This window comes from Ktedonobacteraceae bacterium (assembly GCA_035653615.1).
In the GTDB taxonomy this organism is placed as follows: domain Bacteria; phylum Chloroflexota; class Ktedonobacteria; order Ktedonobacterales; family Ktedonobacteraceae; genus DASRBN01.
In genome coordinates this window covers 75,725-99,647 of record DASRBN010000039.1, presented here as the reverse complement: position 1 = coordinate 99,647, position 23,923 = coordinate 75,725, and the positions used below count along the sequence as shown (strand labels likewise).

Below are 23,923 nucleotides of genomic sequence, written 5' to 3'. Positions count from 1 at the left end.
AGGCCAGCTAATTGGAACATGAGAATAACTTGCAAGAGGCGTGACTTTGGAGCTAGCAGGTCATATTCGATTACATGACAGGAATATGTCTTTAGATACATGCTTTTATGTGAGACAATCGTTTACAATAGAATTAGAAACGATTGTCTCATCCATGCTTATTGCATGAAGTCCATCTCTTTATAATCAGGAGGGATAGCGTTATGTATTACAGGCGTTACCGTGGGCCCCTAAGCGGGGCGGCAGGCGGCATTTTTCTCATTTTTCTTGCGCTTGGTTTCTTCTTTCAGAACACGTTTGGTGGCAACGGATTTCTGGCTTTCCTGTTCATTGGCCTGGCATTCAGTATTCTGATTGGTTCGATTGGTTCGCTTAACCCAAGAGCTGTTTATGGTAGCTTATATGGCTTTTTGTGGATGATTATTCTAGCATTATTCTTCATTACCGGTTCGTGGATCTGGTTTGTCGTGGGGGCAGGAATTTCCGCCATCCTGGGTTCGCTGGCCGCACCGATTCTAGCAGGATTGCTTGGAATGGGGCTTTTTGCCGCGACCCGGCCTGGCCAGCAGCCTTATCAACAACCCTACCAGCAACCTTACCAGCAGGAGCAGGCACCCTATCAATCCTACCAGCAGGGATACCAGCCGATGCAGCCACCTCCGGCTCAAGGAACATACCTGGAAGGAGGCCAGCAACATCAATACCCACAACACGGACAGCCAAAGGAGCAATATGATCTGCCCGAAGCGCAGTATCCACAACAGATGCCGCCTCAACAGCAGTAGTTACTCTCCGGCATAAGGAAAGGGACGACGGCCTGGCCAGGTCATCGTCCTTTCAGATTCTTCGCTGCGCTCAGAATGACATTGCCAGGGCGCATAAGAAAAGGGACGACGTATCCAGGTACTCGTCCCTTTTCTTATGCCAGGGAGTATCGCTCTCTTGTTCTAGAGTGCCAATTCCGCGGGTCCAGGGCTATTTAAAAGTCGAGTCAAGTGCGGTCAACTTTACAAGGGACTCCGACAAAATCAAGCTCGGTCTCTCGACTTTTAAATAGCTCTGCCGCGGGTCTCGCTCATTTGACACCATTCTTAGAGCGGGGTAAGATTCTTTTCGAGAAGATTTTATGACCCCAGACTTAACCGAGAGGAGTATATCGTAATGGCATTGACGAACTTCGAGGGCGCAGTGGCAGTAATCACGGGTGGGGCCAGCGGCATTGGGTTCGCGACGGCAAAAGCATTGCGAAGCAAGGGCGCGCATGTCGTGCTGGCGGATATAAATAGCCAGGGCCTGCAACAGGCGGAAGAGCAGTTACGTCAACAGCAACCGGCCACTACCAGGGCAGGTGGAATACTGACAATGGTGACCGATGTAACAAACGAGGAGCAGGTGGAGGAGCTGATGCGACAGACCTCCACGAATTTTGGACGCATTGACCTGGTCGTGACTTCAGCCGGTATCGGCGCGGGTGGTCCGATTGACTCGTTTTCAGTGAGTCAAATGCAGACCCTGATGAATATCAATTTCATGGGAACCTATATTTGCACGCATGCAGCGCTGCCTTATATGCGCCAGCAAGGAGCCGGGCATTTTGTCTTCCTCAGCTCGGTCGCGGGTAAACTTGGCGTGCCTTTCCTCTCGGGCTATTGCGCAAGTAAATGGGCGGTACGTGGTTTCGCCTCAGCGCTGCGGGCCGAATGGTACAATAGCGGCCTGGGTATCACGACGGTCTACCCCGATTGGGTAGATACACCGATGGTACAAAAAGAAGGAGAGGTGGCGCAGATTATGGGCGTTCAAGTCCTGCTGACCCCGGACCAGGTGGCCTCCGAGATTCTTCAGGCGGTCGCGGATGGCCGTCCAGACCTGACACTGGCTCCCACACAAGCAACCTCGCTCGGCTTGCAGCTCTATAAAGAAGACCCCGATAAGGCAGAACAACTTATGGGCGCATCATTCTACGAGCGCATAGCACGGTTATCATCAAACCAGGACTGAGCAGAAACATGGAATATCCGGCGAACAAGAAGGATTATGGCTACTACGGTCCAGGCAGTGCGACCTGGAGAATCGGCAGCGAAACGGTCGTATTACTGGGTGGCGCGCGCGCGGTCTTGATGCAGATAGCTCATCCGATGATTGCGATGGGAGTCTACGCGCATAGCAGCTACATGTCTGATCCTTTTGGCCGCACCGAGCGCACATTCACGCTGGGCCAATATCTTACCTTCGGTTCAACGGTAAGGACGCGCCGGGCCGCGCAAACCATCAATCGCTTGCATCGTCATGTGCATGGTACCCTGCCGCTCGACGTCGGAGCATATAGCAGCGGCAGTCGCTATGATGCGCGCAATCCAGAACTGCTGCTCTGGGTACATGCTACGCTGGTCGATACGGTATTGCTGACCTACAGGCTCTTCATCGGCCCACTTTCTTACGAAGAGCAGGACCGGTATTACCAGGAATCGAAAAGGGTAGCGCACCTGCTGGGCCTTCAACCCCGCGATATGCCCAGGACAGTTAACGATCTGAAACAATACGTTGACGACATGGTGCATAGCAACCGCCTGGCCGCCACACCTCAGGCCCGGCGGATCGCTCAACAGGTACTCTTTCCACCTCTGCCCCCGGTCTTTCGCCCGTTGATACACCTGAACTTTCAATTGACCTGCGCTCTGCTACCCCAACCATTACGCGATATCTATGACATGGAGTGGAGCGATATACGGCAGAGAGCCTTTGATGTATCCACGTGGGGAATGCGCACTGTTATCCCACACCTGCCTATGTCTATGCGTGTACTACCGGTCACCCGGCGAATCATCGAACGAACCATGAGTCAATCGGCTTAACCTTCGTATCACGAGGTTCGCCAGTGAGCAGCAAACATCTCGCTGGCACGTGCCACCTCTGCCCCCAATGTATGCAGGCGCACCGCCAGTGTTGGATCGTAGGGCTGGCCTTCTTCGTTAAACATCTGCCGGCTGTCCGGTACTGCCACCATTGTCGGCGCTACCCATGCCCGCATGGCACGTGCCGCCAGCAGCATGGTGGTTATGGTGTGATTTCCGGTGCCGGAAACACCAAGCTGCACGGACATCAAACCTACAACTTTTCCCTCCAGCCGCGGGGGAGTATCATCCTTCAATAGTTCCAGGTAATCGAGCGCATTTTTCAGAGAACCGCTGATTGTGTTATGGTAAGTCGGCGAGGCGAATATAAAACCCTGCGCCCTGCGTACAGCATTCAGCAAGGTCAGGATGGCATCGCGGCCCTCAGAGGTATATGCTTCGAGTGAATATGTACCATTGAACAGAGGAAGAGGCAAGGTTGCCAGGTCGAGCAACTCTGTAGATGCTCCTGCCGCTTCCGCTCCTGCTAAAGCGATGCGCAGCGCAAGGGTCGTGACCGAACCTGGCCGCAAGCTACCTCCCAGTCCAAGAATGAGTGTCGTCATATCTACTCCAATATGTAGTAAGGGCGCACCACGTGCTGGATGAATCCGCACTCTACGGTCGCCCGCCTTGCTTACCACGTACCAGCCTGGCAATGATGAAGCACCTACATCATATAATAGAAGGTGTTGACACTACAATGAAAGGATAGAGTTACACATGACCAACCAGACACAATCAACCCATGAAACCTCTCCAAAGCAACAGAAGATACACCTGACGCTGGTGGTGAACGACCAGCCGTATCCGGTAGAGGTCAATCCGCAGGAGATCTATCACGAGGCGCTTGAACATGCATTGCCGCCGGGCCTGCTGGTCGGACATCGCATTCGCATCAGCACGCCGGATGGAGATGAGGTCTTTCCAGATATGTTCATTGGCGAGAGCGTTGCCCATTTCAAGACGAACACGTTCCACATCGAGGCTATCCCATTGAGCAAGGCGACCGCAGAGGCCGGCCAGAGAACGTGGACGAACTTTGGGTTCGACCACCTCGCGATGACAATGGCGGATCGAGAAGACGCGAAGGCTTTTTTCAGCGAGGTGCTGGGGATGACGATTGTGCGCGATGACCGGCACCAGACCGTGCTGACAACCGGCAATACGGCGTTATTCCTGTTTGGAACGGAGAAAGCGCCACTTTCGGATGGACTGCCGAGTCGCTGGCACCATATCGGTTTTGTGGTGGACAACCTGGATGCGGCCTATCATCACCTGGCACATCACGCGCAATTGCGCCGCGAACGGGTGGGCAATGGTTCCGGCTCCATCTCTTCCGATTTCACCCTGCTGGAGCGCAACGAGCGCTGGTCACTGTATTGCCACTATCGCAATGGAGAGACGAACCTGATGATTCAACTCTCCGAAATCAAGCCGGAATATCGCGGGTTCATTAACCCCAATCATTTCACCGACCACATGTATGATTACCTGAGCGGTAGATATGGCGTCCGCTTTGAAGAAGAGCAGGCGCTGGAGCAAGAAGAACTCAAGCAGGAAGATTAACGCGAAACGGCCCCGGAGATAAAGAATGCCAGCACGATAATCCAGCTAATGATAAAGGCGATCAGAATGCGCAGCGCCAGGCCAGATATGACGATGCCGCGGCGGCGAGATTGAACCGGTGAACTGATTCCATTCATTCTTTCAATCCCCTATACGGGCTAAAAGTGATCCGGCCCCCGCCGCCTCTGGTTGGTGTAGTATAGCTGCCAAAACCAAAAACGTCAAGGGCAAATACACTATGCGATGAAATCCTGGACACCTGCTCCGGTATCCAGAAAATTTGTCTATTGTTGACCTACATCTCATATAACGAGAAATGTAACGTTTGTTAACTTATTGCCTGAATCTCCTACCCGCGCGGCACTCATCACATTCGCAACTGGCACGTAGCTTTTCATAGGTATAGATGCCCGTCTTATGCCCATCTTCCCATACAGGCGTCAGGCCATAACGTCCTACCGGCTCGATGTTTACCAAAGTCGTTTCTTCGCTCGTGAGGCTCTGCTTGTTCTGCAACATGCCGGGCTGTCCGCCTTCGCCCGCGCACCAGGCGCAAGGACAGGCCCAGCGCAGCGCTTCCCAGCCATGAATGCTTTCGTGTTCATCGCTCCAGGTAAGAATAAGTCGCCGGTTTTCCTCATCAAGCAAAAATGATACAGGTACGGGATGGTTATACTGGTTCATGATGTCCCTCTATATTCAATTCATATTCTATTGGTTGCATAAGTTCGCACAAAGAGCCTGGACAGAAGCCCCTATTCATGCTGACAACCTCATTATATGTTGTTCTAGTTGCCATGTCTATATGAATAGCACCCATTCAATCAGCCTGTTCCTCTTCCCATGGTAACGGCCCCGGCTTCAAAGGTTCAGGCTGCGAACAAGTACTGCTGAGCGTAATATGCCTTCCCTCGTTCGCGGATTCCATAAAGGACTCGATGATATCCAGAACATGGTAGGCCATTTCTCCGTCGGCGCGATGAGGACGACCGGTGCGCATAGCGTGTGCCATATCGGCGATACCCAGGCCGCGCGCATTGCCCGTATAGTTATGCGTGAGAGGGACTTCTCGCCATTGCTCGTCTTTTGCCAGGCGAATAAAGACCGGGCCATCGAAGCGGTTGGGATCGGGCGTGCTGAGCGTACCCTCGGTTCCATAAATTTCGATAAAGGGCAGTTTTGAATACCAGACATCGAAAGTGGTGAGTATCGTGCCAATAGCGCCGCCGGCAAACTCCATGATGCCCGCAATATGCGTAGGGGTAGTAACGGGAATTTTTGTCCCATACTTCGGCTCGCTGGTAACAGTGCGCTCAGCAAAGGTTGTCTGCATAGCGGCAGTTACGCGCTGCACGGGTCCCATCATGGCAATCAGAGCTGTGAGATAATAAGGGCCAATATCGAACATAGGTCCGGCGCCAGGTTGATAGAAGAAATGCGGGTCGGGATGCCAGTGTTCCATGCCGTGATTCAGCTTGAAAGCAGTTGCGGCTACCGGCGTTCCGATTATACCATCGTTGATCAGCTTGATGCAGGTCTGGAAGCCGGCGCCGAGAAATGTATCGGGAGCATTGCCGACACGCAAATTTCTCGCATGTGCCGACTCTAAAATGGCCCTTCCATCCGCGCGCCGAGTCGCCAGTGGTTTTTCGCCGTAGACTGGTTTTCCTGCCGCAATTGCTTGCAGGGCGACTTCAGCATGCGCGTTTGGAACAGTCAGATTGATAACGATTTCGACGTCCGGGTCTGCCAGTAACTCGGCAACGGTACAGGCCCTGGGAACGCCATATTTCTCTGCCTGACTGCGTGCCCGTTGCATATCAATATCCGCGCAGGCGACAACCCGCAAATTATCAAACAGGCGCGGCGCTGCAAGGTACACCGAACTGATATTGCCACATCCGATAATGCCGATGGAGATTTTTCTATTCATACGCGGGATGAGTCGTTCCTTCCAGATATATTGAGAGTAAAAACGATTGCCTTAGCACCCTTGCCTATTATTATGGCACAGCATGTTACCAAAAGCATGTATATGTTATAGTGATGAGGAAAGGCAAATCCCATGGAGAGCAACCACAAGGAGCTGTAAAATGAACAATCTGAAAGTTGCTTTAGAACTCTATACCGTGCGCGACGAGACAGCACGTGATTTCACCGGGACGTTGCGGCGCGTGGCACAGATTGGATATCCAGGCGTCGAATTTGCCGGGTATGGGAATCTGACGGCGCAAGAAATGTCGGCGTTATTGAAAGAGACCGCATTGTACCCGGTCGCGACGCATCTTGGGTTAGATGCATTGCAAGAATCGCGGCTTGAGGCCTCGATTCGCTATTGCCTGGACATTGGGTGCCCCATCATTGTGCTGCCCTGGCTGCCGAACGAGCAGCGCACACCGGAGGGCATGCGGGCGCTGGCTCCCCGCCTGAACGCCATCGGGCAGCGCTGCCAGGCATATGGAATTATCTTCGGCTATCATAACCATGACTTTGAATTTAGTCCTGTGAATGGCGGCTATCTCTTTGATTATCTACTTCAGGCTACAGACCCCGCGCTGGTCAAGATCGAACTGGATGTGTACTGGGTTGCCTATGCTGGAGTCGATCCCGTTGCATTTCTGCAAGCCCATGCCGACCGTATCGCCCTCATCCACTTCAAGGATATGGCAGCTGACCGTTCTATGACCGAGGTTGGCAAGGGCATTCTTGATATGCGAAGCATGTGGGAGTTTGCGCAGGCTCGCGGCCTATGGGGCATTGTCGAAAACGACCATCCCCAAATTCCTTCACTGGAGAGCGCGAGGATATCGCTGCAATATTTCAAATAGCCTGGGACAGGCGCGACTTTTCGACGACATGCCACCGGAAAGTCGCGCCTGGTCCTATGCTATTCCGCTTTCCTGGTAGCAGTTGCTACACCAAACGGTTGCTCTACAATTGCCCCGGTCACCTTACCTGTTTCATCGAGCTTGAATTCGATGCTGTAGCCGGAGAGTCCCTTGACGTGGAAGGTGTTGCCCTTGTAGGCAACCAGTTCGAACTCGGGCTGCATGGGAAGAGATACCATCAGCGAATGCTCTCCCTTGAGGGCAATCGTCATCGTCAAACCCATTACCTCGTATTCACCAACAAAGCGTTCGAGGAAGTGTTTGCCGGTCATATCTTTGGGCGGCAGGCGGTGGAAGACGATATCTTTCACGGTTTCTTCGAGCGGCGCGCTCAGAGTGTCGATATCGCCCCTGACATTAGTAAAGAAAGAGACTTTCATATGCACATCGAACTTTTCGAGAAACAGCTCGAAGGTGTCATAGTGGTAGTGCTTGAGTGGGAAGGTCATCGAATTGAATGTCCCTAGCAACCGGTCGCCTTCCAATTCGACCGCGAAGATGCCGTAGCCAGGATGCTCGTACTCGCCGGTGTAGGCATCGAGCGAATGGGATGGACGTGTGTTGGGAACCCGGTCGGCCTCGGTTTTCTCTTTCCCCTTTTCCTGGGCCTCTTTGATGTCCGTCCAGAATTTCTTCAAGCGATCGCTCCATGGCACTTCATCCAATCCCAACAGGCGATCACAGATGTTGTAGGTGAGAATGAGGGGTACAGGATTTTGATTCAGGTTGGTGAGCACGACCACCCCGATGTTCTGATCAGGCAGCAGGGTAACAAGCGAACTGAAGCCGTCGATATTGCCACCATGTTCGGCCATCATGTGTCCCCTGTACGGTTCGACAAACCAGCCAAGGCCATAGCTGGATATTGGTACTTCGGCAAATGGGAAAGTCACGGGCGCCACCATTTGCGGCATGTGCATCTGGACGACCTGATTTTCAGAAACAACCTGTGCGCCTTCGTGCTTGCCCTTGTTCAGCTGGAGCAGTATCCATTTGCTCAAATCTGCCACGTTGGATATGATCCCACCGGCAGGAGCAATCGACCATTGGCCCTCGTAAAACGGAATTTTCTTGACCTCATCCTTCTCCTCTTTATAGGGGAAAGAGAAATCGGACGTCTCCTGCGCCGCATCTGTCGAGAACAGGCTGCTGTTCATCTTCAGGCGGTCAAAGATGCGCTGCTGTACGAATTCTTCCCAGCTTTGCCCGGAAAGCTGCCCGACCAGGTAGCCCGCCACCATATACATCAGGTTCTGGTACTGTAAGACAGCTCGCAAATCCTTACTCGGCTCAAGGTATTGCAGGCGCTCGAACAGCTCTTGCCGGGTGGCAGAGGAGTTATACCACATCAGATCGTGACGCGGCAGGCCGGAGCGATGCGTCACGAGGTCACGAGGCGTCATGTGTTCGGTGGCAAACAAATCGTAGAGTTTGAACGACGGCAGATAATGCTTTACCGGCGTATCCCAATCCAGCTTTCCTTCATCCGCCAGCATTGCCATCGCGGTCGTTGTAAAGGCCTTGCTACAGGATGCGATAGGAAAGAGCGTTTGCGGCGTTACTTCGAGTCCGCCATCCACATCTCGTTTGCCGAAGCCATTTGAGAAAATAATTTCACCATCTTTGATGATAGAAATAGCCAACCCTGGCACCTTCCAATCCTGCATGATAGTGCCTACAAATTCCTCAAATCCCTGTAATCGCGTCATACCTTCTGAAGATTCTTGTGCCTGCATGAGTCATTTTTCCTTCTGCATGTATATATTTCCATTTTATTTTTCTTGCCAGCTTTCTCTGCTAAGCCGCGCTTCCTGATGGTATCATAGTCCGCCTTTTGCTATTGTTGTCAACAAATACCATCCAGGGAAGTTAGAAATCAGCGCAACTGAAATCAATCGGCCTGCACTGTACTTGATACCGGTTCAGCAATACGCTCTTTCTCGGAACGCCGAACCCTGCGTCGCATGGTGGCCGCGGCATCGCTATCATGCACAGTCAGCCCTATACAGGCACCGATGAATGCAAGCATGGCCGCGGCAATGAACGCCGCATGATACGATGTAAGGTTGGGTACAATTGTACCACTCGCACTGAGCTGCGTTATGCCCACGACGCTAATTACAGTGCTGAGGAGGGCAACACCGAGTGAGGCGCCAATCTGTCGCTGTGCATTGAAGAGCGCCGAGGCCTGGCCGGTTTCTGATGTTGAGATGGTCGCGAAAGCGGCAGCCTGCACAGATGTGAATGAGAAAGCCATGCCCGCTCCCGTCAGGAATATTAACGCGCGCATCAGCCAGAGAGTCGTATCCTGTCCGATCAGACTCATAAGCCCCATAACAATGGCCACACCGGTGAGGCCGATTGCGATAAGCCGGCGCGGTCCAACGTCAGGATAGAGGCGCGTCACGATCTGGGTAGAGATGAGGACACCTACCGCTTCTGGAAATGTCGTCAGCCCGGAGGTAAGCGCGGAAACGCCACGACCTTGTTGGAGGAACAGAGGGGCCGCAAAGAGCAGGCCAAGAAAACCTGCCGTAGAGAAGAGCGAAACCAGGTTGCAGGTACGGAATGCTCGATTGCGAAACAGGCGTAGGTCCAGTATCGGATGTGTTGAGCGCAGTTCAAGCGGGATAAAGATTATCAAACAGATCAGCCCTATGATCCCGGTTCCCATAATGGCCGGCGATGTCCAGCTATAATTCGGCCCTTCACTTAAGGCATACATGAACAGAGCGAGACCTATGCCCGCCAGCAGGAAGCCGTACAGGTCGAAAGATTTGGTATCTTGCCCTCGATACTCCTGCAAGAAGAGGATGCCGAAGAGAAACGCCAGAATACCGATAGGGACATTGACATAGAAAACCCAGCGCCACGAGAAGTTCACGATCAGCAGGCCACCAAGAACCGGGCCAGTGGCCGGCGCAAATACCGTCGGAATATTGAGGATGCGCGATACTTGAACGCGTTCCTCCGGCGGGAATGTGCGGTACAGGATTGCGGTTCCCACCGGCGTCATCGCGCCTCCTCCCATACCTTGTAAGAGGCGAAACCCGACGAGCATCGGCAGGCTCGTTGCCAACCCGCAGAGCGCTGACGACACGGTAAAGAGTGCCAGCGCAGTCAAGAAAATACGCTTCGTGCCCAGGCGATCACCTAACCAGCCCGAAGCGGGGATAATAATGGCGAGACTGACAAGATACCCCACAACGACGGCATCGATTGAAGTGCCCGGCGCGTGAAAATCACGGCTTAATGAGGGAAGAGCGACATTGACGATGGTCGAGTCCATGATGCTCATGAACATGGCGGCGACAAAAATAATACTGACACTGACTTTCTGACTGATGTTAAAACGCTGCATGTACCAGGCTCCGATGTTGCGAAAGGGATTTTTTAACGAGTCATCACATTTTACCCGCCTGGTCGATATATATCAATGAGAGCAGTTCGAACGTTCTCAGCAGCATGCACATATGCTTTTGCCGCTCTGAATTGTTGATGACTTTCTGATCATATGCAACGTTTTCTATAGTATATGCGGCACTGCAATGTTGCTCACACTGGCGACAAGCTTTATGCGCTCAATCAGACTTTGTGTGGAGAGAAGCGCAGGCAGGTGACTCGCGGCCTTATATAGAACTGAGTAAAAACTATGGAATATATACGCAATTTTTATGGGCGGCTTTTGCCCGTTCTCGCCCTGTTAGCCATTCTGGTACTTTCGGCTTCCTGTGGTCAAACCAGCGCAGGCACGCCAGGCACGGTTACAATCACCCCTCATACGGCCACACCCACCCCTACTGCTACACCCGGCTCCACTCCTACCATGATGGCCAGCCCTACTGCTACAGCATCACTAAGCCAGCGCATCGACATGTATATCAATCACCTGACTCAGACGCAGCAGATTGGCCAGTTGCTCATGCTGGCAGTTTATACGAATGGCTATACGAGCGCTCTGAACCAACCCTTGCAACAATGGGATATCGCTAACGCCATCATCTTCAACGCCTACAATGGTGGCCCACTTATGCCGACAACCTTGAGCGGGTTCACTCAACTGGTACACGACGTTCAATCGCACGCCAACCAGCCGCTGATCATCGCCACAGATGAGGAAGGGGGAATTGTTGATCGCCTCTCCCCCTATTACGGTCCAACGCCTTCACCACAGGTGCTGGCAGCCAGCGGCAATTCTCAGCAGGCATATGCGCAGGCGCAGCTTGACGCCGCCCGCCTGCTCGCCGCCGGCATCAACACCGATTTCGCGCCTTTGGCAGACATTTATCAAGGTGGCGCCATCAGCGAGAGCCGCATGTTCGGCACGACGGTCGGCCAGGTAACGACCTATGCCGGGGCATTTCTCGATGGCTTGCAGCAGCATGGCGTCGAGGGGACGTTGAAGCACTGGCCCGGGATCGGCTCCGCGCCGGCCAATCCGGATTATGGATTGCCGACGATTACCCATTCCCAGTCTGAACTCAACAACATCGACTTCGCCTCGTTCCGCAACCTGCTGTCGCACCATCCTGGAATGATTATGGTGACCCACGTCATCGTTCCGGCCTATGATGCACAGGAACCAGCCTCGCTCTCGCCCATACTGGTGAACCAGGTGTTGCGTGGTCAACTGGGATATCAAGGAGTCGTCGTCACCGATGCAATGGACGCCCAGGGCCTGATCCAGTTCATGCAGCAGCAGGGATATAGCGACCCGGCCCAGGGGATTGCCGAGGCAAGCGTGCGGGCTATTCTGGCGGGGAACGACATCGTAGAATGCCCTATTGAGCCTGATCGCCTGGCCGCGGTTGTCGCCGCCGTTACCGCTGCTGTTCAATCGGGGCGCATCTCGCACGAACGCTTACTGCAATCACTGCATCGCATTATCGCCCTCAAAGTGCAGATGGGACTGATCAAATTGCCATGATGTATTATGCCTGGGCTGCCAGGACAGCATTTTGCACCTGCCAGAGTTGCCAATACAATCCCTTCGGCCTGTTGATGCTGTTGTGTATTCTTTTCTTCGCGTTGTACAGTCGCTATCATATTCGGCAACATGAATACGCTGCCCTATAGCGCTTCACAAATCACGATCAACTACACGAATCCCTCCAGTCTACCTACATCCACCCTTTCATGAAGATTCTTACAGCGCGTTCAGAAACCTGGAGCTATGAAGAGAGAAGGATGAATGTTCTTCAAAGAACTCTACCTGGCCCGAAATGATGAGAAAAATCACATAATTATCCAATATATTTCACATGCTAGCAGCCTACACTCAGAGTGCGGCGAAATCTCTCGCTGCACCAGTCCATTTCTAGGGAAAGGAGGAAAATTTATGGAAGACCATGAGCAGTGGAGCTCGCCACACCTGAGCCAACCGGACGTACAGCATCGCGGTCGTAACTGGCTCCTGATTGGCGGGCTGGCGTTTGCTTTCATGCTTGCCCTGGCAGCCGGTACGATACTGGGCACGCTTCATGGCACGAGTACTGCCAATGCGCTCTCCCAGGGAAGCTCTAACAGCACTCAGACGCTGTCCGCATCCCAGGGTAACTTCGCCAATTCCCAGGCGCAGATTACCATACCAGGGGCTAACAATGGCCCTCAGTCGTTGTTTGCCGGACCGGGAGCAGGCGGGCAGGGTCAGTGCGAGCAACTGACTGTATCGAGCGTGAACGGCAATACGATCGTGGCTAAAACGGCAAGTGGCAGTTCCGTCACGATCCACACGACAGCCAGTACCCAGTACACACAGGCTGGCAAAACTGTCAGCGCGAGCGCTATCAAAGCTGGCTCCCAGATTAGCGTCATGGGAACGCACAACAGCGATGGAAGCATCACTGCCACAAGCATCGACATCCATTAATAGGCTGGTGCCACATACCGGTAATCCGATCAACGTGAACTACGATTGCCGGTTGTGACACCTGATCTCTAGCCGGTCCTGGACGATCCTGCTCATAGCAAGAACCAGTTCCGAGTACCATCTCTTCTCCTCCTGGGAAGAGATGGGATATTTAGGGTCAGCTTATCTGTATACAGTTCAAGAAATCTCTGTTACTATTCCGGCATGCTTACTGCACTTCAAGGAGGAACCCATGAAAAAACGCTACATCTGGTGGGCCGGAGGTGGCCTTGTCCTGGTTATTATCTTAATTATTGCAGGCTTAATTTACACATCACGTTTCGCGAGTGCCGTCAGCCAATCACAGTCCCATGTCGCACCTGGGGCCATAACGGTTACTCCTACTCCTATTCCATCAACCGGCCTGGAAACATTTCAGATCGTGCCCGGTCAGACCACGGCATCTTACAGCGTATACGAAAATCTGATCATCCAGAATAAGCCCAATAATGATGCCGTCGGTACGACCCATTCGGTACAGGGCAGTTTCAAAATACGAACCGGCAATAATCCCCTCGTTGCAGGCATGACTATTCAGGTCGACTTGAGAACGTTGCAATCAGATTCGAGTATGCGCGATAACTATATACAACGCAATACGCTGCAAACCGATATGTATCCTTATGCCACATTCGTTTCTGTCAGCACGCAGGGCCTACCGGCAAGTTATAGCGATGGGCAGGCGGTTCACTTTCAATTGATTGGGAACCTGACGATGCACGGCAAAACGAACAAAGAGACGTTCGATGTGCAGGGCAAGGTTGTGGGCAATACGATAACGGGAACGGCCACCAGCACCATCTACATGACCGATTTCGGCATGCAGCCGCCCAATCTGGCAAATATCGCTATTGCGCAAAACAAGGTCGTTATCACCATCGATTTCACGGCACAAAGTTAGCCGGTTAGACGAATAGGCAAGACCGCCCAGGTACTCACCTCAATTGTGAAGAATATCCGGGCAGGTCTGGATGATCTGCTGGCAGAGGACTCTGCAACGTCCACCCGCCATCAACTACCAGAGTTTGCCCGGTCACATGGCGTGCTTCTGGTGAGGCAAGATAGAGGGCAGCTGCCACGACATCTTCCACGTATCCGACACGCCCTGTTGGAGTCACACTGGCCCAATTCCTTTCATAATTTGGGTCATCTTTTAGCGTGCGTTCGGTGAGGATCGCTCCCGGACTGATGGCGTTAGCGGTAATGCCATATTTGCCCACTTCCTGCGCAATGATTTTCGCCATCATCCGAATGCCTGCCTTGGTGATTCCATACGCTCCCAGATTTGCATGCGCCTGGATGCCGGTTACAGAGGACATTAAAATGATGCGTCCAGGAATATGTGCCTCAATCATACTATTGGCCGCGTATTGCGCCGTAAAGAAGCTCCCGCGCAGATTCACACCCAACAATCTATCAAATGCTTCCGGACTATAAGTGAGAAATTGGCCGTAATTCGTGATACCGGCGTTGGCAATCACGATATCCAGCCGTCCGGCTACGTCAACAAAGCGTTGAAACATCTTGCCGACCGCATCTACGTCCGCAACATCACAGGCATAGGGATAGACCCGTTCGACATTGAGGTCGCTATTGATCTGCTGCGCTGCTTTCTGGCAGAGCGCGGAGTCGATATCATTCAGTCCGACAATGGCTCCCGCACCGGCAAAGGCATGGCATAGCGCATAGCCAATTCCGGCTCCAGACCCGGTGACAAGCACGGCTTTTCCAGAAAAGGTATTCATGTGTTCCCTCCATCGGCTCATAACATCTCCTCAAACATTGGCTTAAACTTCATAAGGCAGATATAATGTGGGGTAGTTGAATGTATTTGATTTCCAGGTTTTGCGAGCGGGCGACTACAAAGGTACGCCCCTAGGAAATAAAGATCAAGAAGTGTCTTTATCGCCTGTTTATATAAACAAAGATACAATGGGCGCCCGTAGCGTGCGGATTCGTGTAGAGTGCAGGTGTATCTGGCACGTTGTCGATTTCTCGCACTCGTCACCTGGTACGCCCTTATGCGAAAGAGAGGCTTGCAATGCGCAACATGCCTAATATACTCAGTTCCAGCCGGATTCTGGCTACCGTTTTCGTGTACATTCTTATCATTGCCAATCAGCAATGGGCATATATTGTCGCAACGATCATATTCGCTCTCGCCTCGGCAACCGACTACTTCGATGGTAAACTCGCCCGGCGTTATAAAACCGTTTCCCCACTGGGCATCTTTCTGGACCTGACGGCAGATAAGGTGTTCGTCTCGGCCATCCTGATTGCGCTCGTACAGATCGGACTTGTTCCGGGCTGGATCACCGTCATCATTGTGGCTCGCGAATTCCTCGTGACCGGCCTGCGTTCTATGGCAGCCGCCAGGGGAACGGTGATTCCAGCTGGTCCCTGGGGCAAACAGAAAACGTTCATCACACTGGTCGCCCTCGGCGGGATACTGTTAGCGATGGCCCTGGGAGCCGGAATGGGACCCGGCCATCTGTCGTTGTTCCCGCCATACCTTGTCTTTAACAGCCATACCTTGCAGGTCGGCCCGATCATGTTATTGGTAGCAGACGCTTTATTGCTGCTCGGAACGCTCTGGACCATCATTTCCGGCGCTGAATATATGATCGGCGCGCGTCCTCTTTTCCAGAATAAGCCAGAGACAAACCCTACGAAGGCCTGAACAGTCAGGCCTTCACGTTTGGTGTGGCATTAGTAGATGGCGAAGCCCCGGATTCTTCCACCTTCACCTTCTGCCCTATCTTGCGCTCGGTTCCTGCTAGCAAACGGCCGATGTTATCGTGATGCAGCAGGATGATCAGCAAAGGACCGGCAAGCATGAACAACAATGCAGGTATGGAAATCAAACCCAGGCTCGCAAAAACGATACCACAAACCATTGAAACCAGGCATCCTACAATAGAGCCGAGGGAAACATAGCGCGAGATAGCAATGGTGACAATAGTAAGAAAGAAGCCAATCAAAAAAGCAGGCCAATAAATTACTGCCAGAGCGCCCGCGCCAGTAGAAACCCCACGCCCCCCTTTAAAGCCTATAAAGACGGGGAAACAGTGACCGACCAGCGCCAGAAAAGCTGCCAGAGCAGGTCCCCAACCATCTGCATAAAAGAAAGGGACAAGCGTTGCCAGAAGTGTAGGCAGTATCCCTTTTGAAAGATCGAAGATGAAAACGATAATGGCCGGAACGCGTCCCAATGTCCTCAATACATTGGTCGCCCCAATCTTGTGACTGCCATAGTCGCGGATATCAAAATTCCTGCCTTTGAGTAACTTCCCCATCCAATAACCGGCGGGAATCGATCCCCACAAATAGCCGATGAGACCTATAAGCAAGAGCTGACCAACAAGTGCTGGCATAATGGCCTCCTTTTTTCACGAGTACAGTCTACCTGGAAGACCAAAATTCTGAATGTTCAGGTGAGACCTTTGCATATAACATTACCATATTCTCGTGAAAAAGAAAGCCTTCTCTCACAGGAGTTTACCTTTTGTATCATCCCCGCTCATGCTTCGCCTGAATCTCAAGGTACGCCTGCTCAACTTCAGCCACCGTTTTCGCCTGCCTGACCTTTTCGGCGATTGCGATCAGTTCGTCATCTATCCAGCTCGAAAGAGCCGACCGAACTTGCGGAATAGAGGTGGGTGACATGCTCAATTCATCCACGCCCAATCCTACCAGGATGGGAGCAAGCCGGGGATCGCCCGCCATTTCGCCGCAGACGGCTACAGGTTTGCCCGCGCGTCTGCCTGCCTCCGCGACCTGCCCAATGAGTCGCAAAACTGCCGGCTGCAGCGGATTGTACAGGCCTGAGAGCGTCGCATTCGTGCGATCACAGGCCAGGACATATTGCAACAGGTCGTTGGAGCCGATACTGAAGAAATCGGCTCGCTCGGCCAGTTCTGAGGCCATCACTGCTGCAGCCGGCACCTCGACCATAATTCCGACTGCGACGTGTTCAGGCAGCGCGGCCTGCTGCTCTTTGAGCCTGTCATAGACACGATCATAGATAGAGCGGGCGGCATTCAGTTCCTCCAAAGTCGTAATCATGGGAAACATGATTCGTAGATTCGCCCTTGTATCGGCAGCGGCCAGCAGTATTGCGGCAATCTGCTGCTCGAGCAGGAATTCATGCGCCAGGGAAATGCGAATGCCGCGCAAACCGAGAGCTGGATTCTCTTCATCCATTGTTTCAAGCACCGGCTTCAGCGCAGGCATGGGCTTATCCGCACCCGCGTCCAGGGTGCGCACGACGATAGGCCAGCGTGGGCCTTCGCCATCTCCATAGAAGGCGCGGAATACCTTCGCGTAGATTTGACGCTGTTCCTGCTCATTGGGAAGAGTTGAGGCGGTGGCAAAAAGAAATTCCGTGCGCAGTAGTCCTACTCCTTGAGCGCCCCATTGGCGGGCGGCCTCGGCTTCGGCCTCTGTGCCAATATTCGCTTCGATATGAATAGCGCGGCCTTTCAAAACAAGGGGCGTTTGAGCCTGCTGGGCGGCAGCTTTGAGGGCTGTCTGCTGGCGTTGACGCTCGGCTATGCGTTGCGTTAATTGGGCACGAACTTTCTCATCCGGCAAGTGATAAAGCAGGCCATGATCGGCATCCAATCCCAATTCATCACCCGCGTGAATAACCTCCAGTACGGCTTCGTCGAGTCCGGCGATGGCGGGTATGCCAAGGGCGCGCGCTAAAATAGCGGCATGCGCGGTTGGCCCGCCCTGGGTGGTGCAGATACCAAGAATCATGGAAGGTCGTAATTGCGCTGTGTCCGAAGGGGTCAGGTCGCGAGCGACAAGAATACTGGGCCGGGCAAGGGCATTCAAATCCAGCTTTGCCGCGGCGAAAGGTCGCAGGTGCTGCACCGCCCTGCTGACGGCATCGCGCACATCAACGGCCCGCGCCGCTAATAGGGAATTGTCCAGTCCCTCGAGAGCTGCCGCCTGCTGCTCGCCCGCTATAGCTAGCGCGCTGGCGGCATCGATATGCTGATTCTCAATCACATTGAGCGCGGATGCCTGCAATGCTGGATCATCCAGCATGAGGGCCTGGGCGTCAAAGATCGCCGCCTGAGACTCTCCAACGCTGCTTTGCAGGTCTTTCGCCAATGTTTTCAGTTCTCGAGCGGCAGCTGCCATCGCTTCACGCAGTTGTCGCTGCTCCGATTCGACCTCGCGTTCGGTAATAGTGCGCCTTTCGACGGCGCTCAACTTAAGTGCGCCTGAAGTATAAAGGAACGCGGAGCCTAAAGCCGCGCCTGCTGAGGTCATTACGCCTTTCCAGGAACCGCGAGGCGCGGCTGGTATTTCAGCATCTATACCGCCAGACTTTTGGGGAACTGGAGCCTGGGTAACAGCTTTGGACGCGCTCTCCTCCACAGGTGACTCATAGAAGTTCGCCTGTACGAGTTCGCGCAATGCTTCTATGGCATCATGGGCATCGGCGCCTTGCGCGCGAATGGTGATAGTATCGCCATTCCTGGCGCCAAGCGAGAGAACGCCAAAAATACTACTTGCGCTAACCTGCTTGCTACCTTTCCGCACTTCTACGACAGATTGAAATTTTCCCGCCGTCTGCACAAAGAGGCTTGCCGGTCGGGCATGCAAACCGGTAGGATTGGTCAAAAGCAGGCTCGCTTCTGCCATGTTCGCATCTGATTTAGCTTCCACCGGCGGCGCTGGAGTCACATTTTCAGGGGCTATGATCTCCTCTGCCTGACTCACGGGTTTTAGTTGCTGAAGCTGCGCTGGATTGGCAGCGTTTTCCGCCGCCTGCTGTACCTGAGCAAGCGAATGGCCGAGCGCGGCTTCGAGGGCAGCGGCTACGGCGCCTTCGACGAGCGGCGCGAAACTGAGACGTGTGCGATTCCTCTGTTCGTCATCCAGCATTTCCAGCGCCATCTCAGTCGAAAGAATGGCGCTGCCCAGGTCTAGCAGCACCAGTACGCCATCAGGATTACCCAGCGATTGGATGGCAGCGAGGATTTTATCCGTGGACGTTCCCAGTATGTCATCGGGACCTCCACCCGCGGCTGCGATGGGAACGTTGCCCTGAACCATCTGTCCGGCAAGTTCAGCAACTCCCGCGGCAAGTTGGGCGCTGTGGGAAACGATAACCAGGCCGACCGTCATGGGTTCATCTTCCTTGGATCAGAAATAACCAGGCACATATGCCTGGTTATTTCATGTTTTGGCAGGTCTCTGCCAGGCTACGAAGGATAAGCCAGCTCGATGTCGCTCCAGGGTCCTGGTGGCCAATACTGCGCTCGCCAAGGTAGCTGGCACGGCCTTTTGTAGCCTGAAGCGGAATGGTCGCTTTCATACCTTCTTCAGCCGCCGAAGCAGCTCGCTGTGTTATTTCCGCGAGCGATGCGCCTTCATCCAGAGCCTGCTTAGCCGCGGCTACGGCGGGCGACAAAGCATCGACCATGGTTTTCTCTCCCGGCTGCGCCTTGCCACGCGCAACGATGCCTCCGGTGAAAGCATCCAGCATGGCAACAACATCAGCCGCGGTCAGCTCCTGTTTATTCGCCGCTGCCCCGGCTGCCCTTAAGAAGGCAGTGCCATAAAGCGGGCCACTGGCACCACCTACCGTTGAGACAAGCGTCGAACCGACTGTCCGCAACTGGCCCGCCATATCCATAGATTGCATGTCGGGGAATTTGCCCCGCACGGCGGTAAATCCACGATCCATGTTGATACCATGGTCTGCATCTCCAATTGCGGAGTCAAGCTCAGTTAAATAGGTGCGATTCTCGTGCAGCACATCGGCAATACGAGTTAACCAGCGCAAAGTATCTTCGTTGGTCATTGCAATAGCTTCCTAACATTCATCAGGGATGCATTGTTACCTATTCGCCCCAGCGTAATCCTGGAGTGTGGACAGGGGCATCCCAATACTTGATCAATTCATCATCCATGCGCAGCAGTGTGATTGAGCAACCGGCCATTTCGAGCGAAGTGATGTAGCTGCCGATCAAGTTGCGCACGATTGAAATATTCTTGCCCTTCAAAATTTTGTTCAAGGCATTGTAAACAACGTACAACTCAATCAGCGGCGTTCCACCCATGCCATTGACGAAGGCCAGCACCTGATCACCGGATTTGAGGCCAAGGTCATCGATAATAGGGGTAGCGAGCATCTCGGTAATCTCATCTGCCGGGGCCAGCTTGACACGACGGCGGCCCGGTTCGCCATGAATGCCGATACCAATTTCCATCTCATCTTCGCCCAGCTCAAATGTTGGTTTGCCCGCCGAGGGCACAGTGCAAGAGGTGAGCGCCATACCCATACTTCGACCCTGGCTATTGACTTTGCGCGCTAATTCCGCCACCTGGGCTAGAGGAGCGCCCGTTTCCGCCAGCCCGCCCACGATCTTCTCGAGCAAGACGGTAACACCCACACCACGGCGGCCCGCCGTATAGAGACTATCTTGTACGGCTACGTCGTCATTGGTAACAACGCTCTCCACTTCAATGCCATCAGCCTGGGCTAACTCAGCTGCCATCTCAAAGTTGAGTACGTCGCCGGTGTAGTTCTTCACGATATGCAGCACGCCGGCACCACCGTTGACGGCCCGCGTAGCTTCAAGCATCTGATCGGGAACAGGAGAAGTAAAAACCGCGCCGGGGCAGGCTGCATCGAGCATACCGCGTCCGACAAATCCTCCGTGCATTGGCTCGTGACCGCTGCCACCACCGGAAATAACACCGACCTTTCCCTGCACAGGAGCATCTTTACGGATGATAATCTGCTGCTCGACATTCACGCGAATCAGGTCTGCGTGGGCAGCAGCCATACCCTCCAGTTCCTCTTTGACGACATCTTCAGGTTTGTTGATGAGTTTTTTCATGGTATCCTTTCTCCTCCGAATATTATTGAGAGGCCGCCTGCAAAAATGTTTCGGCAGCTAGCTGCTCTTCTATGGCAGCCCGAAAAGATTCTACCATAGATTGTTGCTGTTCGGGTGACCAGCCAAGCTCAGCCGCCATGAGAGCGGCCACGTCGTCGACCACGCCCAACCCGCGCTGCCGGTCTTCAAGGATGATCGCGGTACGACGAGCCAGCACATCGTAAGGAGTCATCGCCATTTCATTACGGCAGGCATGTACCACTTCGGCACGAATATACGGAAGGTCTCCGATGAGCAATTGTCCTAGTGAGGCATTACTCTCCACCAGGTTCACTACACTCATCGCCGCCGCTCCGTAGCTCCTGCCAAGATGTTCGAGCGTTTGCGGATTCAATCCAAGCGCTGAGCCTTTCACCTTCAGTTCATGCTGGACGGCAGGCCAGCCCGCGCTTCCATAGAGAGGCAGGTCTTGCGTGGGGTGAACCGGTATTGAGCCATCATGCTTACTTAAGACATCGACGGTATCCTGCGCCATTCGCCTGTAGGTGGTCATTTTGCCGCCCACAATTGTAACTATGCCGGTTGATCCCTCTAAAACGGCATGCGTGCGAGAGAGTTTCGCAGGAGAATGTCCAGAACCCTTGCCAGGACGTACCAGCGGGCGATAGCCTGCATACGTACTGATAATGTCCTTCTCAGTAAGATGGACGGAAAGATAACGATTGAGATGGGCAAGCAAATACGAAATATCCTGCTGTGACGCCAACGGATGATTCAGATCACCGGTTCCGGTATCGGTCGTACCAAAAATCGCCCGTGATTGCCAGGGGACAATAAAGAGAATGCGCTTGTCATCCGTTTCAGGCAAAACAATGGCGTAGTCGCCGAGCTTCACATCCTCGCGAGCAAACACCAGGTGTACGCCTTTACTCGGTTCGATGTTTACCTGTGGCTCCTCGCCTGTAAGATGCTCAACTTCCTCAGAAAAGACACCTGTTGCGTTCACAACATAGCGAGCACGCACGGTCACCTCTTTATTCTCAAGTCTATCGCACACGTGCGCGCCCCGCACTTTGCCTCCTTCGAGAACAAAGGAAGTAACTTCTGTATAATTGGTAATCACGGCGCCGTATTGCGCGGCGGTGAGAATGATTGCCATAGTCAAACGCGCATCGTTGGTTTGCCCATCGTAGTAGATGTAGCCGTCTTTCAACCCTTTCTGAAGCAGGGCTGGAGCCATTTGCAAGACTTTTGCCCGGCTTAAATGTCGATGCCTTTTGATATTGCGCCGCCCGGCCAGTATGTCGTAGAGCCAGAGGCCGATATCGAGAATGAAGCCAAGCCCAACGCCTCCCGGCGTAGTAAACGGCAGGCCGACGGGATGCCGATCACCCTCGTAAATAGGAAGAACAAAGCCAAGGGGCCGGGCCAGATATGGCGCGATTCGCATCAGAATACCACGTTCCGTCAAGGCTTCATGCACTAAGGGAAAATCGAAATTAGGCAGGTAGCGAATACCTCCATGTAATAGCTTCGTTGATTTGCTGCTGGTACCACTGGCAAAATCAGTCTTTTCAACGAGCGCTACCTTGTATCCACGCGCGACGGCATCCAGGGCAACACCGGCACCGGTGATGCCCCCCCCGACGACCAGCACATCAAAATATTCGCTACCCAGGAGAGCGAGGTTGTTTTTGCGCACAGTTGACGATAGTGGTTGCATGGTGATCTGTGATTGCGAAAATACGAAGGTATTTCTGCCTGGGATAGTAGGATCAGAAAAGACTGCCATCCAGGGTTTTCCCCTGACCCAGCTACCCGGTAGCGATTTACACCCTCGTATTTTCGCCCTTTCATTTGTTCAAGGTGTGACGGTTACTCGACTGAGGGTTCGCGTACAGCTTCACCCTTTGTTTCCGCGGTACCGGATTTCATGAGATCCCTTGCAGCAAGCACTTTGCCGACGGTGAATTCATAGATCAGACCGCCGACTGCACCTCCTGCCAGGGGTGCGATGATAGGTATCCAGAAGTAGTAATTGTCTACGGAGAAGCTGGAGAAACCACTGACGAAGCCAATCCAGAGGCGAGGGCCAAAATCACGAGCAGGATTGATGGCATACCCGGTATTGGCGCCGAAAGAGGCACCTATTGCTACGATCAGGAAGCCGATAATGAGTGGATTCAGGTTTGCCTGGACGGGCTGGTTGCGGGCATCAACAATCACCAGTATCAGGCCAACAAGCAGAGCAGTGCCTACAAACTCGTCGCAGAAGGCGCCGAACGTTCCAACGAACGCCCTATGGCCGGTGTAAAAAATCCACCCGAAACCCTTACCGCCAAAAGTCGGCCCCTGGGCAATGTCGCCAATTGACAGATGATTCGCTGCCAAAGCATTGACGAGCGCCCCCTGGTAGACGAAGTAGAGAATAAGGGCGGCCACAAACGCGCCAAGTATCTGCGCTACCCAGTAAGGAAGAACCTTATTCCAGGAGAATTTCCCGGTGACAGCGAGTCCCAATGTTACAGCCGGATTGAGGTGAGCACCGCTGATAGCTCCCGCGACATATATGCCTAACATAACGGCAAGACCCCATCCGAAGATAATGACCGGCCAGGTATTCGCACCTATACCCACATTTTGTGATGGTCCAAAGAGTCCATAGACTGCCACACAGCCATCGCCAAAGAGAATCAGCACCATCGTGCCGAAGAATTCCGCGAGCATCTCACCGGGAGTCCCAGCGAGTGCAGATGGCGTAGCTACAGATCGAGATGCCATAAATGCTCACTCCTTCTA

At 53.4% G+C, this 23,923-nt stretch carries 22 protein-coding genes; 9 read left to right on the top strand and 13 right to left on the bottom strand.

Features of this window, described 5'->3' with window-relative positions:
• Window positions 1-203 precede the first annotated feature (203 nt).
• The 3 genes from VFA09_24095 (at window position 204) to VFA09_24085 (ending at window position 2,855) form a co-directional block, all read left to right on the top strand.
• Window positions 204-785, top strand: coding sequence for a hypothetical protein (locus VFA09_24095; protein HZU70374.1), 582 nt, complete (start codon window positions 204-206; stop codon window positions 783-785).
• Between the two features lie 376 nt (window positions 786-1,161).
• Window positions 1,162-2,001: an SDR family oxidoreductase gene (locus tag VFA09_24090; protein HZU70373.1), complete on the top strand. Its 840-nt coding sequence runs from the start codon at window positions 1,162-1,164 to the stop codon at window positions 1,999-2,001.
• Window positions 2,002-2,009: 8 nt separating this feature from the next.
• Window positions 2,010-2,855, top strand: coding sequence for an oxygenase MpaB family protein (locus tag VFA09_24085; GenBank protein ID HZU70372.1), 846 nt, complete (start codon window positions 2,010-2,012; stop codon window positions 2,853-2,855).
• Between the two features lie 8 nt (window positions 2,856-2,863).
• Here VFA09_24085 and VFA09_24080 read toward each other — a convergent pair whose 3' ends face one another.
• A complete protein-coding gene (locus tag VFA09_24080) occupies window positions 2,864-3,460 on the bottom strand; it encodes an NAD(P)H-dependent oxidoreductase (GenBank protein ID HZU70371.1) in 597 nt (198 codons plus the stop codon).
• 157 nt (window positions 3,461-3,617) lie between these two features.
• Here VFA09_24080 and VFA09_24075 point away from each other — a divergent pair, with 157 nt between their 5' ends.
• Complete coding sequence (locus VFA09_24075) at window positions 3,618-4,463, top strand: VOC family protein (GenBank protein ID HZU70370.1); 846 nt, start codon at window positions 3,618-3,620, stop codon at window positions 4,461-4,463.
• On the opposite strand, the gene VFA09_24070 is transcribed toward VFA09_24075, so the two are convergent.
• The 3 genes from VFA09_24070 to VFA09_24060 all read right to left on the bottom strand — a co-directional run bounded on the left by VFA09_24070 (window position 4,460) and on the right by VFA09_24060 (window position 6,396).
• On the bottom strand, window positions 4,460-4,600 hold the full coding sequence (locus VFA09_24070) for a hypothetical protein (protein ID HZU70369.1): 141 nt from the start codon (window positions 4,598-4,600) through the stop codon (window positions 4,460-4,462). The genes VFA09_24075 and VFA09_24070 overlap by 4 nt on opposite strands.
• 196 nt (window positions 4,601-4,796) lie before the next feature.
• Window positions 4,797-5,147, bottom strand: a complete 351-nt coding sequence (locus VFA09_24065) for a DUF971 domain-containing protein (GenBank protein ID HZU70368.1) — start codon at window positions 5,145-5,147, stop codon at window positions 4,797-4,799.
• A gap of 136 nt (window positions 5,148-5,283) precedes the next feature.
• On the bottom strand, window positions 5,284-6,396 hold the full coding sequence (locus VFA09_24060) for a Gfo/Idh/MocA family oxidoreductase (protein ID HZU70367.1): 1,113 nt from the start codon (window positions 6,394-6,396) through the stop codon (window positions 5,284-5,286).
• Window positions 6,397-6,556: 160 nt separating this feature from the next.
• Between VFA09_24060 and VFA09_24055 the strand changes: the two genes are divergently transcribed.
• Window positions 6,557-7,291: a sugar phosphate isomerase/epimerase gene (locus VFA09_24055; protein HZU70366.1), complete on the top strand. Its 735-nt coding sequence runs from the start codon at window positions 6,557-6,559 to the stop codon at window positions 7,289-7,291.
• 59 nt (window positions 7,292-7,350) lie between these two features.
• Here the strand turns inward: VFA09_24055 and VFA09_24050 are convergent, their stop codons facing one another.
• Both VFA09_24050 and VFA09_24045 read right to left on the bottom strand, forming a co-directional pair.
• On the bottom strand, window positions 7,351-9,087 hold the full coding sequence (locus VFA09_24050; GenBank protein HZU70365.1) for a serine hydrolase: 1,737 nt from the start codon (window positions 9,085-9,087) through the stop codon (window positions 7,351-7,353).
• A gap of 155 nt (window positions 9,088-9,242) precedes the next feature.
• Window positions 9,243-10,712 carry an MDR family MFS transporter gene (locus VFA09_24045; GenBank protein ID HZU70364.1) on the bottom strand — a complete coding sequence of 490 codons (1,470 nt, stop codon included), beginning with the start codon at window positions 10,710-10,712 and terminating at the stop codon, window positions 9,243-9,245.
• A 291-nt stretch (window positions 10,713-11,003) separates the two neighbouring features.
• Between VFA09_24045 and VFA09_24040 the strand changes: the two genes are divergently transcribed.
• The 3 genes from VFA09_24040 (at window position 11,004) to VFA09_24030 (ending at window position 14,160) form a co-directional block, all read left to right on the top strand.
• Window positions 11,004-12,278 carry a glycoside hydrolase family 3 N-terminal domain-containing protein gene (locus VFA09_24040; protein HZU70363.1) on the top strand — a complete coding sequence of 425 codons (1,275 nt, stop codon included), beginning with the start codon at window positions 11,004-11,006 and terminating at the stop codon, window positions 12,276-12,278.
• A 411-nt stretch (window positions 12,279-12,689) separates the two neighbouring features.
• On the top strand, window positions 12,690-13,220 hold the full coding sequence (locus VFA09_24035; GenBank protein ID HZU70362.1) for a DUF5666 domain-containing protein: 531 nt from the start codon (window positions 12,690-12,692) through the stop codon (window positions 13,218-13,220).
• Window positions 13,221-13,452: 232 nt separating this feature from the next.
• A complete protein-coding gene (locus VFA09_24030) occupies window positions 13,453-14,160 on the top strand; it encodes a YceI family protein (GenBank protein ID HZU70361.1) in 708 nt (235 codons plus the stop codon).
• 34 nt (window positions 14,161-14,194) lie between these two features.
• On the opposite strand, the gene VFA09_24025 is transcribed toward VFA09_24030, so the two are convergent.
• Window positions 14,195-15,004, bottom strand: a complete 810-nt coding sequence (locus VFA09_24025) for an SDR family NAD(P)-dependent oxidoreductase (protein HZU70360.1) — start codon at window positions 15,002-15,004, stop codon at window positions 14,195-14,197.
• Between the two features lie 296 nt (window positions 15,005-15,300).
• Here VFA09_24025 and pgsA point away from each other — a divergent pair, with 296 nt between their 5' ends.
• Window positions 15,301-15,939, top strand: coding sequence for a CDP-diacylglycerol--glycerol-3-phosphate 3-phosphatidyltransferase (pgsA, locus tag VFA09_24020; protein HZU70359.1), 639 nt, complete (start codon window positions 15,301-15,303; stop codon window positions 15,937-15,939).
• A gap of 4 nt (window positions 15,940-15,943) precedes the next feature.
• On the opposite strand, the gene plsY is transcribed toward pgsA, so the two are convergent.
• From plsY to VFA09_23990, 6 genes are all read right to left on the bottom strand, one after another.
• The gene (gene plsY, locus VFA09_24015) at window positions 15,944-16,633 is read right to left on the bottom strand and encodes a glycerol-3-phosphate 1-O-acyltransferase PlsY (GenBank protein HZU70358.1); all 690 of its coding nucleotides are present in this window, start codon (window positions 16,631-16,633) and stop codon (window positions 15,944-15,946) included.
• Window positions 16,634-16,769: 136 nt separating this feature from the next.
• Window positions 16,770-19,403, bottom strand: coding sequence for a phosphoenolpyruvate--protein phosphotransferase (gene ptsP / locus VFA09_24010; GenBank protein ID HZU70357.1), 2,634 nt, complete (start codon window positions 19,401-19,403; stop codon window positions 16,770-16,772).
• A gap of 46 nt (window positions 19,404-19,449) precedes the next feature.
• Complete coding sequence (dhaL, locus tag VFA09_24005) at window positions 19,450-20,082, bottom strand: dihydroxyacetone kinase subunit DhaL (protein HZU70356.1); 633 nt, start codon at window positions 20,080-20,082, stop codon at window positions 19,450-19,452.
• A 40-nt stretch (window positions 20,083-20,122) separates the two neighbouring features.
• The gene (gene dhaK / locus VFA09_24000; GenBank protein ID HZU70355.1) at window positions 20,123-21,124 is read right to left on the bottom strand and encodes a dihydroxyacetone kinase subunit DhaK; all 1,002 of its coding nucleotides are present in this window, start codon (window positions 21,122-21,124) and stop codon (window positions 20,123-20,125) included.
• 22 nt (window positions 21,125-21,146) lie between these two features.
• Entirely contained in the window at window positions 21,147-22,916 is a 1,770-nt protein-coding gene (locus VFA09_23995) for a glycerol-3-phosphate dehydrogenase/oxidase (protein ID HZU70354.1), read from the bottom strand.
• A gap of 83 nt (window positions 22,917-22,999) precedes the next feature.
• Window positions 23,000-23,905: an MIP family channel protein gene (locus VFA09_23990; protein ID HZU70353.1), complete on the bottom strand. Its 906-nt coding sequence runs from the start codon at window positions 23,903-23,905 to the stop codon at window positions 23,000-23,002.
• Between the last annotated feature and the right edge of the window lie 18 nt (window positions 23,906-23,923).